Annotated in this window: 16 protein-coding genes; 6 read left to right on the forward strand and 10 right to left on the reverse strand. The window is 72.8% G+C overall.

Going from position 1 to position 14,216, the window contains the following annotated elements; translation table 11 throughout:
* Positions 1 to 64: 64 nt before the first annotated feature.
* Both MRBLML1_RS13635 and helR read right to left on the reverse strand, forming a co-directional pair.
* Positions 65 to 1,771 carry an AMP-dependent synthetase/ligase gene (locus MRBLML1_RS13635; protein WP_364516713.1) on the reverse strand — a complete coding sequence of 569 codons (1,707 nt, stop codon included), beginning with the start codon at positions 1,769 to 1,771 and terminating at the stop codon, positions 65 to 67.
* Between the two features lie 26 nt (positions 1,772 to 1,797).
* Entirely contained in the window at positions 1,798 to 3,960 is a 2,163-nt protein-coding gene (helR, locus tag MRBLML1_RS13640) for an RNA polymerase recycling motor ATPase HelR (RefSeq protein ID WP_364516715.1), read from the reverse strand.
* Positions 3,961 to 4,060: 100 nt separating this feature from the next.
* Between helR and MRBLML1_RS13645 the strand changes: the two genes are divergently transcribed.
* Positions 4,061 to 4,339 (forward strand): hypothetical protein, encoded by a 279-nt coding sequence (locus tag MRBLML1_RS13645; protein WP_364516717.1) that lies wholly within the window; start codon positions 4,061 to 4,063, stop codon positions 4,337 to 4,339.
* Here MRBLML1_RS13645 and MRBLML1_RS13650 read toward each other — a convergent pair.
* From MRBLML1_RS13650 to MRBLML1_RS13670, 5 genes are all read right to left on the reverse strand, one after another.
* Positions 4,336 to 4,980, reverse strand: a complete 645-nt coding sequence (locus tag MRBLML1_RS13650; protein ID WP_364516719.1) for an HD domain-containing protein — start codon at positions 4,978 to 4,980, stop codon at positions 4,336 to 4,338. The two genes, MRBLML1_RS13645 and MRBLML1_RS13650, sit on opposite strands and share 4 nt — an antisense overlap.
* 22 nt (positions 4,981 to 5,002) lie before the next feature.
* On the reverse strand, positions 5,003 to 5,470 hold the full coding sequence (locus tag MRBLML1_RS13655; RefSeq protein ID WP_364516721.1) for a hypothetical protein: 468 nt from the start codon (positions 5,468 to 5,470) through the stop codon (positions 5,003 to 5,005).
* Between the two features lie 513 nt (positions 5,471 to 5,983).
* Positions 5,984 to 6,577 carry a cutinase family protein gene (locus MRBLML1_RS13660; protein ID WP_364516723.1) on the reverse strand — a complete coding sequence of 198 codons (594 nt, stop codon included), beginning with the start codon at positions 6,575 to 6,577 and terminating at the stop codon, positions 5,984 to 5,986.
* 210 nt (positions 6,578 to 6,787) lie between these two features.
* Positions 6,788 to 7,123, reverse strand: a complete 336-nt coding sequence (locus tag MRBLML1_RS13665) for a hypothetical protein (protein WP_364516725.1) — start codon at positions 7,121 to 7,123, stop codon at positions 6,788 to 6,790.
* Between the two features lie 14 nt (positions 7,124 to 7,137).
* Positions 7,138 to 7,725, reverse strand: coding sequence for a TetR/AcrR family transcriptional regulator (locus tag MRBLML1_RS13670; protein WP_364516727.1), 588 nt, complete (start codon positions 7,723 to 7,725; stop codon positions 7,138 to 7,140).
* Positions 7,726 to 7,791: 66 nt separating this feature from the next.
* Between MRBLML1_RS13670 and MRBLML1_RS13675 the strand changes: the two genes are divergently transcribed.
* Entirely contained in the window at positions 7,792 to 8,676 is an 885-nt protein-coding gene (locus tag MRBLML1_RS13675) for a patatin-like phospholipase family protein (protein WP_364516730.1), read from the forward strand.
* On the opposite strand, the gene MRBLML1_RS13680 is transcribed toward MRBLML1_RS13675, so the two are convergent.
* Entirely contained in the window at positions 8,656 to 9,156 is a 501-nt protein-coding gene (locus tag MRBLML1_RS13680) for a GNAT family N-acetyltransferase (protein ID WP_364516732.1), read from the reverse strand. The two genes, MRBLML1_RS13675 and MRBLML1_RS13680, sit on opposite strands and share 21 nt — an antisense overlap.
* A 35-nt stretch (positions 9,157 to 9,191) precedes the next feature.
* Between MRBLML1_RS13680 and MRBLML1_RS13685 the strand changes: the two genes are divergently transcribed.
* Together MRBLML1_RS13685 and MRBLML1_RS13690 are read left to right on the forward strand one after the other, a co-directional pair.
* On the forward strand, positions 9,192 to 9,770 hold the full coding sequence (locus MRBLML1_RS13685) for a DinB family protein (protein WP_364516734.1): 579 nt from the start codon (positions 9,192 to 9,194) through the stop codon (positions 9,768 to 9,770).
* Positions 9,771 to 9,907: 137 nt separating this feature from the next.
* On the forward strand, positions 9,908 to 10,045 hold the full coding sequence (locus MRBLML1_RS13690) for a hypothetical protein (protein ID WP_364516736.1): 138 nt from the start codon (positions 9,908 to 9,910) through the stop codon (positions 10,043 to 10,045).
* 6 nt (positions 10,046 to 10,051) lie between these two features.
* On the opposite strand, the gene MRBLML1_RS13695 is transcribed toward MRBLML1_RS13690, so the two are convergent.
* Positions 10,052 to 10,921, reverse strand: coding sequence for an LLM class F420-dependent oxidoreductase (locus MRBLML1_RS13695; RefSeq protein WP_364516738.1), 870 nt, complete (start codon positions 10,919 to 10,921; stop codon positions 10,052 to 10,054).
* A 52-nt stretch (positions 10,922 to 10,973) separates the two neighbouring features.
* On the opposite strand from MRBLML1_RS13695, the gene MRBLML1_RS13700 reads away from it, so the two are divergent.
* Both MRBLML1_RS13700 and MRBLML1_RS13705 read left to right on the forward strand, forming a co-directional pair.
* A complete protein-coding gene (locus MRBLML1_RS13700) occupies positions 10,974 to 11,708 on the forward strand; it encodes a peptidylprolyl isomerase (RefSeq protein WP_364516740.1) in 735 nt (244 codons plus the stop codon).
* 162 nt (positions 11,709 to 11,870) lie between these two features.
* Positions 11,871 to 13,268 carry an aminotransferase class I/II-fold pyridoxal phosphate-dependent enzyme gene (locus tag MRBLML1_RS13705; RefSeq protein ID WP_364516742.1) on the forward strand — a complete coding sequence of 466 codons (1,398 nt, stop codon included), beginning with the start codon at positions 11,871 to 11,873 and terminating at the stop codon, positions 13,266 to 13,268.
* Here the strand turns inward: MRBLML1_RS13705 and MRBLML1_RS13710 are convergent.
* Positions 13,253 to 14,143, reverse strand: coding sequence for an oxidoreductase (locus MRBLML1_RS13710; protein ID WP_364516744.1), 891 nt, complete (start codon positions 14,141 to 14,143; stop codon positions 13,253 to 13,255). The two genes, MRBLML1_RS13705 and MRBLML1_RS13710, sit on opposite strands and share 16 nt — an antisense overlap.
* Between the last annotated feature and the right edge of the window lie 73 nt (positions 14,144 to 14,216).

Consider the following 14,216-nt stretch of genomic DNA (forward strand, 5'->3'; position numbering starts at 1 on the left):
CAGCAGCAAGCTGCTGGGCGCGCGGCTCCCGCCACGCTGCCGCGCGGCTCATCGCGCGCGGGGCTCAGGCCTCGTTCGGCCCCTCCGCGTAGAGCGCCTCGATCTCGTCGGCGTACTTCTCCGCGATCGGCCGCCGCTTGAGCTTCATCGTCGGCGTCAGCTCGTCGCCGCCCGGCAGCCAGTCGGTGCCGAGCACGCGGTAGCGCTTGACCTGCTCGATCCGCGACAGCCGCTCGTTGGCCGCCGCGACCGCCGCCGCGATCTGCTCGGCCACGCCCGCGTCCTCCGCCAGGGCCGCGGTCGAGCCGTCCGGGAGGCCGGCCTGCTCGGCGTACGCCGCACAGACGTCGGGGTCGAGCACGAGCAGCGCCACGTTGTAGGGCCGGCGGTCACCGACCACGACGGCCTGCCCGATCAGCGGGTGCGACGCCTTGACGACCTGCTCGATGTTGGCCGGCGACATGTTCTTGCCGCCCGCGTTGATGATGAGCTCCTTCTTGCGGTCGACGATGGTGACGTAGCCGTCGTCGTCGATCGTGGCGATGTCGCCGGTGTGCAGCCAGCCGTCCGCGTCGATCGTCTCGGCCGTCTTCTCGGGCTGGTTGCGGTAGCCGCGCATCAGCTGGGGGCCGCGCACCAGCAGCTCGCCGTCGTCGCCGAGACGGACCTCGAGGCCCGGGATCGGCTTGCCGACCGTGCCGATCCGGATGTCCTCGGGCGGGTTGATCGTGCCGCAGCAGGAGATCTCCGACATGCCCCACAGCTCACAGATCGGCACGCCGAGGGCACCGAAGAACTCCAGCACCTCCGGCGCGATCGGGGCGGCACCGGAGACGGTGAATCGGACGTCGTCGAGCCCGAGCAGCTGGCGTACGGCGACCCGGTGCTCCTCCGGGAGCGCGGCAGGATCGGTGACGCCCTTGGCCTCCAGCGCGGCCTTGATCTTCTCCCACACCCGCGGCACCCCGCCCCATGCGGTGGGGCGCACCTCGGGCAGGGCGGCGACGACGGCCTTGGGGTCCGCGACGTACGTCGTGGTGCCGCCGAAGGCCATCGCGGAGTAGTGCCCGGCCCAGCGGTCGGCGACGTGCGCCGAGGGCAGGTACGACGTGGAGCGCTCCCCGCGCCGTGCCGGGATCACCGCCTGCACGCCCCGCAGCTGGGCGAGCATGCTGCCGTGGGTCAGCTCCACGCCCTTCGGCGGCCCGGTGGTGCCGGAGGTGTAGATCAGGGTCAGCACGTGGTCGGGGCCGACCGCGCGCCAGGTCGCCTCGAAGTCGAAGCCCTCGACGGTGCGCGCCTCCAGGTCAGCCAGGGACAGCGTGCCCTCGCCACCGTCGACGCTGATGATCGTCTCCGTGCCGGTGCCGGCCGCCCGCACCTGCGGCAGGAAGGCCTGCTCGGTGACCACCACCGTGTTGCCGGCGTTGCCGAAGAGGTAGGCGATCTGCTCAGCCGACGAGGTGTTGTAGATCGAGAAGGGCACCGCGCCCAGGTGCAGCGCCGCGGTGTCGACGAGCGCGAACTCCGGCCGGTTGGTGAGCATGATGCCGACGGTGTGCTCGGTGCCGACACCGAGGGAGGCGAGCCCCTCGGCAAGGCGGCGCACGCGTTCGCCGTACTCCCGCCAGGTGATCTCCTGCGCGCCGCCGGGCGTGCGGAGGGCGACCTGGTCGCCGCCGAGGGCGACGGAGTGCTGGAACGCCTCGCACAGGCTGGCGACCGCCAGCGGGTCGGCGTCGGCGGTGGGCTGGGCGTCGGTGGCCGTCATGCGCAGATGCTGCCAGGTGATCCACGTCACGCCAAGGGTGATCCTCCGTCACTGAGGACGACGAGCTGCTGGGTGGCCCGGGTCATCGCGACGTAGCGGTCGACGGCACCCTCGATCCCGGTGCCGAGCGCGTCCGGGTCGACGAGCACGACGAGGTCGAACTCCAGGCCCTTGGCGAGGCTCGGGGACAGCGAACGGATCCGGTCCGTGCCGGCGTACGTCGGGTCCCCGATGACGCACGCGATGCCGTCGGGGTGCTCGGCCTGCCAGGTCGCGAGGACGGTGTCACGCTCGGCACGGGGGAGGTGGCGCACGGGCAGCCCGGTCGCCCGGATCGAGGTGGGCACGTTCGCGTCGGGCAAGGCGGCGCGGATGACCGGCGCGGCCTCGGCCATCACCTCCTCCGGGGTGCGGTAGTTCACCGTCAGCGAGGCGATCTCGACGCGGGTCAGCCCGGCGCGGGCGAGCCGCTCCGGCCACGACTCGGTGAAGCCGTGCCGGGCCTGGGCGCGGTCGCCGACGATCGTCATGCTGCGCGAGGGACAACGGGCGAGCAGCATCTGCCACTCGGCGTCGGTCAGCTCCTGGGCCTCGTCGACCACGACGTGCGCGAAGGGCCCGGCCAGCACGTCGGTGTCGGCGACCGGTACGTCGGCCGGCCCCGCCAGCGCCCCCTGCAGGTCCGCGCCGCGCAGCATCGACATCAGCATCATCTCGGAGTCGTCGTTCGCGATCAGGTGGTCGACCACCCGGTCCCGCTCGGCCTTCTCCGCGGCCTGCTCCGCCTCCTGGCGACGCCGGCGCCGGGACGCCTCGGGGTCGCCGAGCCGGCGGTGGGCGGCGTCGAGCAGGGGCAGGTCCGCCAGCGTCCAGCGCTGGGGCGGGCGCCGTCGCAGGAGGCGGACCTCGTCCTCGTCGAGCCAGGGGGCACACCGGCGCAGGTAGGCCGGCACCTCCCACAGGTCGCCGACGACATCGGTCGCGTGCAGCAGCGGCCACGCCTTGCCGAGCACCTCGTGGAGCGCCGCGCTGCGGAGCACGGCACGGCGGATCACCTCGGGGGAGAGGGACTCGTCGTCGTACTTGTCGGCGAGGACCTCCACCAGCGCCTCCACCACCTGGTCGCGGCCCTCGTTGTGCGGGGTGCCCGGCTCGACCGCGCCGAAGGCCTCCGCCCACTCGCGTGCGCCCACCCACAGGTCACCGAAGTCGGTCTCCACGTCGACGCCCTCGGTCGGCGCCTCCTCGTAGAGCGCGACGGCGGGCTCGACCGCCGCGACCATGCGGGCGTCCGCCTTGAGCGCGGCGACAGCCGGGTCGGTCTCGTCCTCGCGGTCGCGGCCGCCCGGGACGAGGTCGCGCAGGGTGCAGGTGCGCACGCCGTCCTCGCCGAGGCTGGGGAGCACGTCGGCGACATAGGTGAGGTACGGCTGGTGCGGGCCCACGAAGAGCACCCCGCCGCGCCCCGCGGCGAGCCGGGGGTCCTCGTAGAGCAGGTACGCCGCCCGGTGCAGCGCCACGACCGTCTTGCCGGTGCCCGGACCACCGTCGACGACGAGGGCGCCCCGGGAGGAGGCCCGGACGATCGCGTCCTGGTCGGCCTGGATCGTGCTCAGCACGTCCCGCATCCGCGGTGACCGGCTCGCTCCGAGGCTGGCCACGAACGCCGACTGGTCGTCGAGCGCGGCGTTGCCCTCCAGGCCCTCCTCGGTGAACACCTCGTCCCAGTAGTCGCTGACCCGGCCGAGGGTCCACCGGTAGCGGCGGCGGCTCGCCAGCCCCATCGGCTGCGCGTGGGTCGCGGCGAAGAACGGCTCGGCGGCGGGGGAGCGCCAGTCGACGAGCAGCCGGTGGCCGTCGCGGTCGGTGAGGCCCAGCCGGCCGACGTACACGGGGGTGGGGTCGTCGGCCGCAACGATCCGGCCCAGGCAGAGATCGAGGCTGAAACGGCGCAGGGTCCGCAGCCGGGCACCGAGCCGGTGCACCTCCAGGTCGCGGTCCATCGCGGCCTGACCGTGCCCGCCGCCGGTACGACGCTCCGCGTCGAGCCGCTCGGTGAGGTCGGCGACCGAGGCCTGGAGGCTCGCGGCGATGGCGGCGAAGTGTCGTTCGTCGTCGGCCAGCAGGGCCGGGTCCGCCTTGGCGGCGAGGTGGTCGGGAAGGGAGAACGCCGAGGGCGCAGGGGTCACGTGAGTCGCTCCGAGAGGGTCGAGAGGCAGGGCCGGAGCGGTGATTCTGGAGCATCCAGGGGGCCTTGCGGCAAGCCCCCCTGTCCGCTATACCTTGGGAATGGAGGGGCGCACGGCCGGCGGTTCGCGCCGGGTCACGCCGTTGCCACGGGCCGGCGAGACCTACGCCGACGTGCGCGGGCAGGAGCGTCACCTCCGGGTCGCCTGGCACACCGACCGCGACGTCGTCGTGCTGTCGCTGTGGCGCGACAACCTGTGCACCGGCACCTTCCAGCTCTCCGCCGCCGCCGCGGCGGACCTGGTGAGCGTGCTGCAGGCGGGCCAGGACGTGTCCTACCGGACCGCCCTCGACGTACGCCGCGCCGCCCGCAGCTCCTAGACCGGGTCCGGCCGGATCCATCCTCGCCGCAGCCCGTGCTCGACGAGCGCGTTGGTGGCACCGCCCAAGGTCGTCGACGCGGCGACCACGCCTGCTTCGCGGGCCCGCACGGTGGACTCGGTGGCTCCGGGCATCTGCCACGTGCCGCCGTGGTTCAGCCAGTTGAGGAGCATCGGCTGCAGGCGGTCCATCGCCTTGCAGAACCGGGCCTCCGGCGTACGGCCGGCCTCGAACTCGTCCCACAGCGCGCGGATCCCGACGGCCTGGTCCTGCGGCAGCAGCGTGAACAATCGGTCGGCCGCGGCCTCCTCGCGCTCCTGCTGGCCGACGACGGCGGCGGGGTCGAAGACAGGGCTGTCGCCGGCGTAGATCTCGACGAGGTCATGGATCACCACCAGCCGCATCGCGTGCCCGACGTCGATCGGCTCGTCCGCGTGCTCGGCCAGCAGCAGCACCATCAGCGCGAGGTGCCAGGAGTGCTCGGCGTCGTTCTCGCGCCGGTCGGCGGCCGCCAGGGGAGAGGCGCGCAGGATCGTCTTGAGCCGGTCGGCCTCGGCCACGAAGGTCAGCTGCGCGCGCAACCGGTCGTCGAGCTCCGGCGGGAAGGGGCTGCGGTCGCTGAGAAGCGCGTCGTCGTCCACGACGCCACCTTCTCAGGCGGGCTCAGGAGCGGCGAGCCGACCAGGTCGTGTGCCGCACGCACTCGCCGGCGTTGTACTTCAGCACCCCCTTGCGCGCGATGCCGGTGCGGGTGAGCTGGACCTTCAGCGTGATGGTCGTGCCCGAGGACGGCTTCCAGGTCCGGTTGACCCAGCCGGTGCTGCTGATCTTGGTGGCCGGGAAGCGGACCGCGCGCACCTGGAGCGTGCCGGAGAAGGCGCAGAAGACGCCGAGGTTGACCTTGAAGTCACGCAGGTAGCGGGCCCGGGTCACCCGGACGCTGACCCGCTCGAGGCGGTCGCTGCCGGAGGTGATCCGGCCGGTGTAGAGGCCCGGCTTGACCGGTACGGCGCGGGCGACGGTGGCCCGCTCACTGGGTGCGCTGGCGCGCGCCAGGTCCGCGGTGCCGAGGCTCAGGGCCAGCAGGGCGGACAGGACGAGCGCGACGAGCACAGGGGTACGACGGTTCACGAGAGCCTCCTCGAGCGGCGGTGCGGGGTGGGGGTATGCCGCACGGTAGCCCGGCTGGCGAAAGAAGTCTCCCGAGCCGGCGAACCACAACCAGGTCTGGGAGCGTCTCTGCTGGTGGACGACCTCACCGGGGTCGCGACGAGCCAGGGGGATCCGATGCTGGGCGGCCTGACGATGGGGACCGGCGTGCGCGGACCCGCGCGCGCCGGTCAGGACGCGCCGACACCGCCGCCCGCGCCCGGCGACCGCGCGTCGTCGTCAGAGACGGGGACTCCGTTGCGGGCGCCCGATGCGCGTAAGCGCCGTCTGTCTCCCTGAGCACTCGGTCCGAGTCGTGTTCGGCCAGTCGTACACATGTGTCGCCGATAACGAACATTATGTCATTCTCTTGCGCTCCGCGGGCCCCTCTTGCTGCTCGCGTCCTGCACTCGGCGGCCGCAAGGAGTCGTCCTCCCCGCGGCCGCCGGCGTCCCTACGCAGGGACGTTCGTGGTGCACCAGGCGTCGCCTGGCGTCACCACGGCATGAAGACGCCGTCGAACCACTGCCCGTTGCCGGTGTCGGAGTAGTTGTCGACGTTGAACGAGTAGGCGCCGTGGTTGCCGCCCCACAGGTAGCCCGGGAAGCCCGAGGGCGCCTGGGTGTCGCAGACGAAGTCGTTCGTGCAGATCGACACCACCGGGATGTTGCCGAAGTTGCGGTCGACGCCCGACAGCGGAGCTCCGACGAGGTAGGTGTAGAACTCCCCCGACACTCCGTTGCCCCTGGGGCCACCCTGGCGCTTCGGGTCGGCGATCAGCGCCGCGTTGACGTTCTGGAAGGTGCGCCAGTTCTCGCTGACCCAGGTGTGGACGACCGCCGCGCCCAGTGAGTAGCCCAGCATCTTGACGTGCTGGTACGGGCACCGGGCACGTTGGTCACGCACCAGCCGGTTCAGCTCGTTGGTTCCCTGCCGCGCGCCCCAGCCGGTCGGCTCGGCGGGGTATCCGACCCGCTGGCTGACGTTGCCGGAGAAGATCGTCGAGTTGTTGTCGCCCGTGCCACCGACGACGATCGTGTAGGTCCCGGCGCAGGACGCCGCCGACGCCGGAGATGCGGCTGGGATCACGGCAAGCGCTGTTGCCGTGATGGCCGCGAGGGCCAGGACTCGCAAGGTTCGCATCATCATTCTCTCATCCCGTCTGTTGAAAATGTCGCTGCGTGCTGGTGTGAGACAGATTGACTCGTTCTGCTTCGTACCATCACCGTCTCACGTCGTCAACGGGAGTTGTCTGCGCGCACCGCCCACCTGCGGACGTGGCCTCGTGCACGCCGACGTTCAGCCGATGGAGTCGCCGGGGAACCCGAGGCTGGCGTACACCGCGCACGTCATCATTCCTGCCTGCACACAGGGATCGGCCTGCATCACGGCGTCGGCCTCCTCAGGCGTCAGCGTCATGACCGCGACGCCGGCGATCGTGTCGGACAGCACCGGGCTCAGCACGGCGATCGTGCCGGCGGCGCGCAGCGACACCATCCGTCGCTGGTGCTCGAGCTCGATGGCCTCGGCGCCGTCCTGGTGACGCCGGTCGGTCCACTGGAGGACGGCGAGGCTGAACGGACGGGCGGTGGCGGCGAGGGCGCTGATCTGCTCGTCGGTGACGGGCTCGGACATGCGGGACTCCGATCTCAGGGGGCGGTGGCGCGGTCGAAGAGGGCGATGATCTCGGCGATGGCGGCCTCGGTCGCGTCCGGCGAGGCGGGCATCGTGGTGGCGAAGGAGTCGATGGTGGCGCGGACGGCGCGGGCGACGACGTGGGGGTCGAACTCCCCCATCTCCCCCGCCTCCTGGCCGTGGGTCAGGAGCACCGCCAGCAGCAGCGCGGAGGTGTCCTCGCGCAGCTCGTTGTCGGTGCGCGGGGCGTTGGCGACCACCTCGATGACGGCCCGCGCGGCGAGCCGGTGGCCGGCGAGGAAGCGCAGGTTGCTGCCGACGTACGCCGCCAGCTTGCCCCGCCACGTCTCCTCGGCCTCCATGGCCGGCACCATCACGGCGGCGGCGTCCCGGACGACCCGCTCCACGACGGCCTGCATCAGCGCGGCCTTCTCGCGGAAGTGATAGGACACCATCCGCGTGCTGCTGAAGCCGGCCGCCTCGCAGATCCGCGCGAAGGAGGTCGCGGCGTAGCCCTGCTCGGCCAGCACCCGGATCGTGGCGTCGACGATCTCGCGGCGGCGTTCGTCGCTGGAGCGGTAGCTGCGGGTGTCCGTGGGCATCAGGACCATATTTACCTGGTTAAGTCAGTGTCGGCAAGGCCGGGGCTCCCGCTAGCGTCGCGAGCGATGGAAACCGACGTACCTGCCTCTCCCCCGCGCCGTGCGCTCGTCCTCGGCGGTGGCGGCTCCACCGGCAACGCCTGGTTGATCGGCGTGGTCGCCGGCCTCGCCGACGCCGGCCTGGACCCCACCGGGGCCGACCTGGTCGTCGGCACCTCCGCCGGCGCCACCGCGGCGGCCCAGCTCACCGCCGTCCCGCCGGCGGAGCTGTACGCCGCCACACAAGCGGCCCCGCCCGCTCCCCCGCCCGGCAGCACAGGTCGGCGGGTGTCCGCGGCCAGCGACCAGATGCGCCGTACGGCGGACGTCATCGCCGCCGCCTCCGACCCCGCCGACCTGCGCCGCCGGCTGGGAGCCTCGGCCCTGGAGCTGCCCACCTCGACCGACGAGGAGACCCGGGAACGGTGGCGATCCATCGTGGCGTCCCGGCTCCCGCGCGACGTCTGGCCCGAGCAGCACCTCGTCCTCACGGCGGTCGATGCGGCCACCGGCGAGCCCGTCACCTTCGACCGCTCCAGCGGCGTCGGCCTCGCCGAGGCGGTGGCCGCGAGCTGCTCCAGCGGCTTCGCGTTCCGCATCGGCGAGCGCCGCTACCTCGACGGCGGCTACCGCACCAACGCCGACAACGCCGACCTCGCCGCCGGCTGCGAACGGGTGCTCGTCCTCTCGCCGTACGGCGGCCGGGCCCGCACGCCCGCCGCCTGGGGCCTCCACCTCGCCGACCAGGTCGCCGCTCTCGAAGCGGCGGGCAGCCAGGTGCGGGTCCTCTCCCCCGCCGAGGACCTGACCGGTGCCCGGGCGATGGACCTGTCGCTGCGACCGGCGGCGGCGCGGAGCGGGTACGACCTGGGGCGAGCGGAAGCCGCGTCGCTAGCGAGCCTCTGGCGCTGAGCGCCAGTCGGCGCGGAGGATCGAGTACAGGTAGCCGTCGCGGTAGGCGCCGTCGCGCCACTGGGCACCGCGCGTCGTCCCCTCCCGGGTGAAGCCGGCGCGCTCCAGGGCGCGCTGCTCGGCGACGTTCTCGACGTCGGTGTGCGCCTCGACGCGGTTGACGGCGGTGTGGCGGAAGAACAGGTCCACGAGCTGGCGCTGGGCGGCCGAGCCGGTGCCGCGACCGCGGGCGGCCCCGGTCAGCCAGATGCCGATCATCGGGTTGCGGGACTGGGCATTGGGCCCCCACCGCTGCCAGATCCAGCCCACGCTCCCGACGAGCGCGCCGGTGTCGTCGAGCACGCCCATCCCGCCCTGCTCGTCGAGGACCGCGGACGGCGCGGAGGTGCGGGGGGCGCGAGGGCCGAAGTAGTCGAAGCCGGAGGTGTCCCCCGGCAGCAGCGGCAGGTCCTCGTCGGTCAGGGCACGCAGCGCGGTCACCCGCTCAACCTAGCGCCGCCCTGCACACTGGACGCATGGACGACGACACCGTGAAGGCGGGCCTGCTGCACCAGCTCGACCGAGCGCGCGAGGCGCTGGTCTGGAAGCTCGACGGCCTGTCGGAGTACGACGTCCGCCGCCCGCTCACGGCGACCGGCACCAACCTGCTGGGCCTCGTCAAGCACGTCGCCACCTGGGAGGCCTGGTACCTCGGCGAGGTGCTCGGCCGCCCGTTCCCGGAGCCGCTCCCGCCGTGGCAGGACGACGACGGCTCGGACATGTGGGCGCGGCCCGACGAGAGCCGGGCGGAGATCCTCTCCTTCGCCGAGCGCGTCGCGCGGCACAGCGCGGAGACGGTGGCGGCCCTCCCCCTCGACGCCCCCGGCCGGGTGCCATGGTGGTCGCAGCCCGAGGTCAGCCTGTTCTCGGTGCTGGTGCACCTGATCGGCGACACCGTGCGGCACGCCGGCCACGCCGACATCCTGCGCGAGCAGCTCGACGGCCGCACCGGGGTGAGGGCGGAGCGGGAGGAGCCCGCCGACGAGGCGGCTCGGGCGGCGACCCGGGACGTGATCGAGTCGGCCGCCCGCGCGGCCGGGAACCGACCCATCTGACCGGCCGCCTGCTACGAATGATGGACGTGAGAGAGCAGCGGAAGGTTAAAAGTTCTCAGATCCGGTTCCATCCGCCGATCCGTGTCGTTGATCAGGGCGGACGAGCAGAGCTCGCCATTCGACAACTGGGGGCAGCGATGAGGAACACGCGCGCACGCATCACCATCACGGCACTGACCGGGGCGCTGGCCGCGGTCATGGCGTCGGCCACACGCCGGGAGTCGCCACGCTCGGCGCGACGCAACGACCAGATGCTCCCGATCGAGTGGTTCTGACGGTTCTCAGAGCCCGCTGACCCGCGGGAGCACCCGCTCCACCAGCTCGGTGGTCCAGGCCGCCGGGTCCTCGGCCTGCGGCATGAAGGTCGCGAGGTCGACGCCGAGACCGGCGTACTGCTCCATCTCGCGGACGAACCGGTCCGGGTCGCCCACCGGGTCGCCGAACCACAGGATCGTCTTGCGGATGGCGTCGTAGTCGCGCCCGAGGTCGTCGCAGTGACGGCGCAGCACGTCGAGCTTGTGGGCCACGCCGGGCACGCCCTCGCCGGTGAACAGGTTGCAGGCGTCGGCGTGCTGGGCGACCATCCGCAGCGTCTTGCGCTCACCCTGGCCGCCGATCATCAGCGGCACCCGGCCGCGCACCGGCTTCGGCAGGCAGATCGTCTCCGCGAGCCGGAAGTGCTCGCCCTCGAACGGCCCGTCGTCCTCGCTCCACATCTGCTCCGCGATCCGGATCGTCTCCTCCAGCCGCTCGAAGCGCTCGGCCAGCGGTGGGAACGGTACGCCGAGCCCCGCGTGCTCACGGTCGTACCAGGCGGCGCCGATCCCCAGCCACGCCCGCCCGCCGGAGAGCACGTCGAGGGTGGAGACGACCTTCGCGAGCAGCCCGGGGTGCCGGTAGGTGACGCCGGTGACGAGCAGGCCGAGGTGCACGTTCTCGGTGCGCGCAGCGAGGTAGCCGAGGGTGGTGTAGCCCTCGAGCATCGGCTCGAAGGGCCCGCCGAAGTCGATCATCTGGAAGTAGTGGTCCATCACCGTGACCAGGGAGACGCCGCCCTCGTCGGCGACCCGGACCGTGGCGTCGAGCCGCTCGGTGAGCCGGGTCTCCCAGCCGGGGTGGGTGAAGCTGGCGTAGTGGATGCCGAGGTCCATGCCGCTCAACCTACGCCCGGTGTCCCGAGGGTGTCTGCGTACGATGCGAGCCATGCGCCTCCGCCTGCTCGCCGGTGTCCCGGCCCTCCTGCTGCTCACCACGCTGACCGCCTGCAACGACGACGGCGACAGCAAGGCCACCGACAGCTCCTCCGACACCTCCAGCGACGCCGGTACGCCGACCGACCCGGCCACCACCGCCACCGCGTCGTCGGGTGCACCCGCCGGTGCGGGCTCGTGCACCTACACCCCCGACGGGTCGGGCGGCGAGGTGAAGGCGCCGCCGGCGACCCCCGCCTACAGCGGCAAGGTCCCCGCGACCATGAAGACCTCGATCGGCACGTTGAAGCTCACCCTCGACGCCGCCAACGCGCCCTGCACGGTCAACTCCTTCCTGTCGCTGGCCGAGCAGGGCTACTTCGACGGCACGTCCTGCCACCGGCTGACCGTCAGCGACGGGTTCAAGGTGCTCCAGTGCGGTGACCCGACCGGCAGCGGCGCCGGCGGCCCTGGCTACTCCTTCGACGACGAGCTCACCCAGAAGGAGACCTACGGCGCGGGCACGCTCGCGATGGCCAACGCCGGCCCGAACACCAACGGCTCGCAGTTCTTCGTCGTCTACGGCGACACCGGCCTGCCGCCGGCGTACACGGTCTTCGGCACGGTCGACAAGGCCGGGCTGGCCGCGATCGACAAGGCCGCGGCGGCCGGGGTGACCCCGCAGAACGGTCCGGAGGACGGGACGCCGGTGACCCCGGTGAAGATCGAGTCCGTGTCGAAGGATTGACCGTCAGGGCCCTAACAGGACCCTGACGCCCGATGTGAGCCGCTCCACAGATTTTCCGGGGCGGTGCTTCCTACGATCCGGAGGCAGGGGTCACTCGGGGCTCCGACGGCGGCTGCCGCCTCCCGACGCGACCGACCGTCGTCCGTGAGGAGAGCACCGCCCATGTGGACCACCGCTCAGCTGCGTCGCCTGACCGAGACCCCGTACGCCGATGCCCTCGACCGCCAGGCCGGGGCCGGGATCGCGAACTTCCACGCCCTGCCGATCGGCTCGCTCGCGCACGCGCCGGACGGGGAGACCTCGGCCCACGCCGAGCAGGCGCGCCGGCTCTTCGGTCCGCGGATGCTGGCGGCCGAGCTGACCCTGGGCTCCCCCGAGCTCGACTCCTACTTCCGGGCCCATCGCAGCCTGGCCCGCTCCCGGCGGCTCAGCGCCGAGGCGTTCGGCGCGGCCGACACCCACTACGTCACCACCGGCACGACCGGCGCCAACCAGATCGCCCTGGAGGCGCTGCGCTCCGGCACCGCCCGGGTCCTGGTCGACCGGTCCATGCACCAGTCCATCCACTTCGCGCTCGACCGGCTCGCGGCGACCGTCAACTACGCCCCGACCGCGGCCGACACCGCCGAGCACGGCGTGATCACCGCGCTCCGCCAGGCCCGTGCCGCGGACCTGCGCTACGACGTGGTCGTCATCGGCGTCTCGGCGTACGACGGCTCGCTGGTGCAGATGCGGCGCTTCCTGCACGCCCTCCACGAGCTCACCGCCGACACCGGGATCGCGGTCCTCGTCGACGAGGCCTGGACGGCGATCCACTCCTTCCACCCGGCCATGCGCCGCAACGCTGCGGTGGCCTGCGTCCGCGAGGCCCTGGAGGACCACCCGGACTGGTCGGCGTCCTTCCTGGTGACCCAGTCGGCCCACAAGTCGATGCTGGCTCTGCGGCAGGGCTCCTACGTCCACCTGCTGGCCTCCCCCGACCGCCTCCCCCAGTTGCGCGCCGACGTCGGGGCGGCGCTCTACCGGGTGCACACCACCAGCCCGTCGCTGCCGATCCTCGCCAGCCTCGACCTGGCACGGGCGCACGCCGTCGCCGAGGGCGAGACGCTCGTCGAGCGGGCGCTCACGCTGTCCGCCCGGCTGCGCGAGGTCGCCCGCCGGGTGCCCGGCGTCGCCGTCCACGAGCCGGTGCCCACGGCGGGCGGTGCGCACAGCGCCTACCTGGCCGACCCGATGAAGGTGCACCTCGACTTCGGCTCGCCCGAGCGCGCCCAGGCGGTGCGCCGCGAGCTCTACGACGAGTACGGCGTCTACGTCTCCCGCCAGGACGGCCCGACCCTGCTGTTCACCGTCCACGTCGGCGTCACCCCGGCCCAGCTGGACACGCTGGTCGAGGCGCTGGAGACGCTGTGCTGCGCGGAGGTGCCCGGGGGCGCCGCCTGCTCCGACGGGCGCTACATCATCGCCTACCCGCCCGGGATCCCGCTCCAGGTGCCCGGTGAGCACCTGCCCGCGCTGCCGGTCCAGCAGATCGGCGAGGAGCTCTACTCGACGTTCTGACCGGTCAGCTCGACCGAGCGCTCCCACAACGCGGCGGCGAGCCGGTCGTCGTGCACCTTCGCCGACATCCTCGCCGGCGCAGGCCAGCCCCACAGCTCGGTGCGCCCGTGCGGGCCGACGTACGTGCCGCCGGGGACGTCCATGGTGGCGGCGTACACCGTGCAGAGCGCGCCGCGCCAGGCCGGCATGCTCACCAGCCGTTGTCCGTGGTGCCCGATCGCGGTGAGCAGCGCGTTGCCGGTGCTGCCGGTGATCCCGGTCGCCGACGCGCCGGGGTGGGCCGCGACCGAGCGCACCGGCGAGCCGGCCGCGCGCAGGCGGCGGTCGAGCTCGCGCATGAAGAGCAGGCCGGCGAGCTTGGAGTCGCCGTAGGCCGCGAAGGCGCGGTACGGACGACGCAGCCAGCCGAGGTCGTCGAGGTCGATGTTCCCGGAGCGGTGCTCGCGGGAGCTGACGACCACGACCCGGTCGGTGAGCAGTGGCAGCAGACCGAGGGTGAGCGCGAAGTGGCCGAGGTAGTTGGTCGCGAAGTGCAGCTCGACGCCCTCCGCCGAGATCCCGTAGGGGATGCCGAGCACGCCCGCGTTGTTGACGAGCACGTCGACCGGCCGGCCCTCTTCGCGCATGCCCGCCACGAAGGCCCGCACCGAGGAGAGGTCGCTGACGTCGAGGCGGCGGACGCTCACCCGGCCCTTGTCGTGGCCGGGCACGGTGCGGGCCGCGGCCTCGCCCTTGCTGGTGCTGCGACAGGCGAGGACCAGCTCGGCTCCGCGCGAGCCGAGGATCCGTGCGGTCTCCAGGCCCAGGCCGCCGTTGGCCCCGGTCACGACGAACCGTCGCCCCGGCTGGGGAGGAACCTGGGTCCACGCGCGCACGCCGCATTATTGCGTGCTCCGGGGAGCTCCGGATCCGGCCTGCCCGGCGTGGCCCGGGGGTTTCCGTCGGACC

This window comes from Nocardioides sp. LML1-1-1.1, assembly GCF_040676175.1.
Taxonomy (GTDB): domain Bacteria; phylum Actinomycetota; class Actinomycetes; order Propionibacteriales; family Nocardioidaceae; genus Nocardioides.

Bases quoted from the DNA above. Each gene is read 5' to 3' on its own strand.
- MRBLML1_RS13635 (WP_364516713.1), bottom strand. From the start codon at position 1,771: ATGACGGCCACCGACGCCCAGCCCACCGCCGACGCCGACCCGCTGGCG.
- MRBLML1_RS13645 (WP_364516717.1), top strand. From the start codon at position 4,061: ATGGAGGGGCGCACGGCCGGCGGTTCGCGCCGGGTCACGCCGTTGCCA.
- MRBLML1_RS13665 (WP_364516725.1), bottom strand. From the start codon at position 7,123: ATGTCCGAGCCCGTCACCGACGAGCAGATCAGCGCCCTCGCCGCCACC.
- MRBLML1_RS13670 (WP_364516727.1), bottom strand. From the start codon at position 7,725: ATGCCCACGGACACCCGCAGCTACCGCTCCAGCGACGAACGCCGCCGC.
- MRBLML1_RS13675 (WP_364516730.1), top strand. From the start codon at position 7,792: ATGGAAACCGACGTACCTGCCTCTCCCCCGCGCCGTGCGCTCGTCCTC.
- MRBLML1_RS13685 (WP_364516734.1), top strand. From the start codon at position 9,192: ATGGACGACGACACCGTGAAGGCGGGCCTGCTGCACCAGCTCGACCGA.
- MRBLML1_RS13690 (WP_364516736.1), top strand. From the start codon at position 9,908: ATGAGGAACACGCGCGCACGCATCACCATCACGGCACTGACCGGGGCG.
- MRBLML1_RS13695 (WP_364516738.1), bottom strand. From the start codon at position 10,921: ATGGACCTCGGCATCCACTACGCCAGCTTCACCCACCCCGGCTGGGAG.
- MRBLML1_RS13700 (WP_364516740.1), top strand. From the start codon at position 10,974: ATGCGCCTCCGCCTGCTCGCCGGTGTCCCGGCCCTCCTGCTGCTCACC.
- MRBLML1_RS13705 (WP_364516742.1), top strand. From the start codon at position 11,871: ATGTGGACCACCGCTCAGCTGCGTCGCCTGACCGAGACCCCGTACGCC.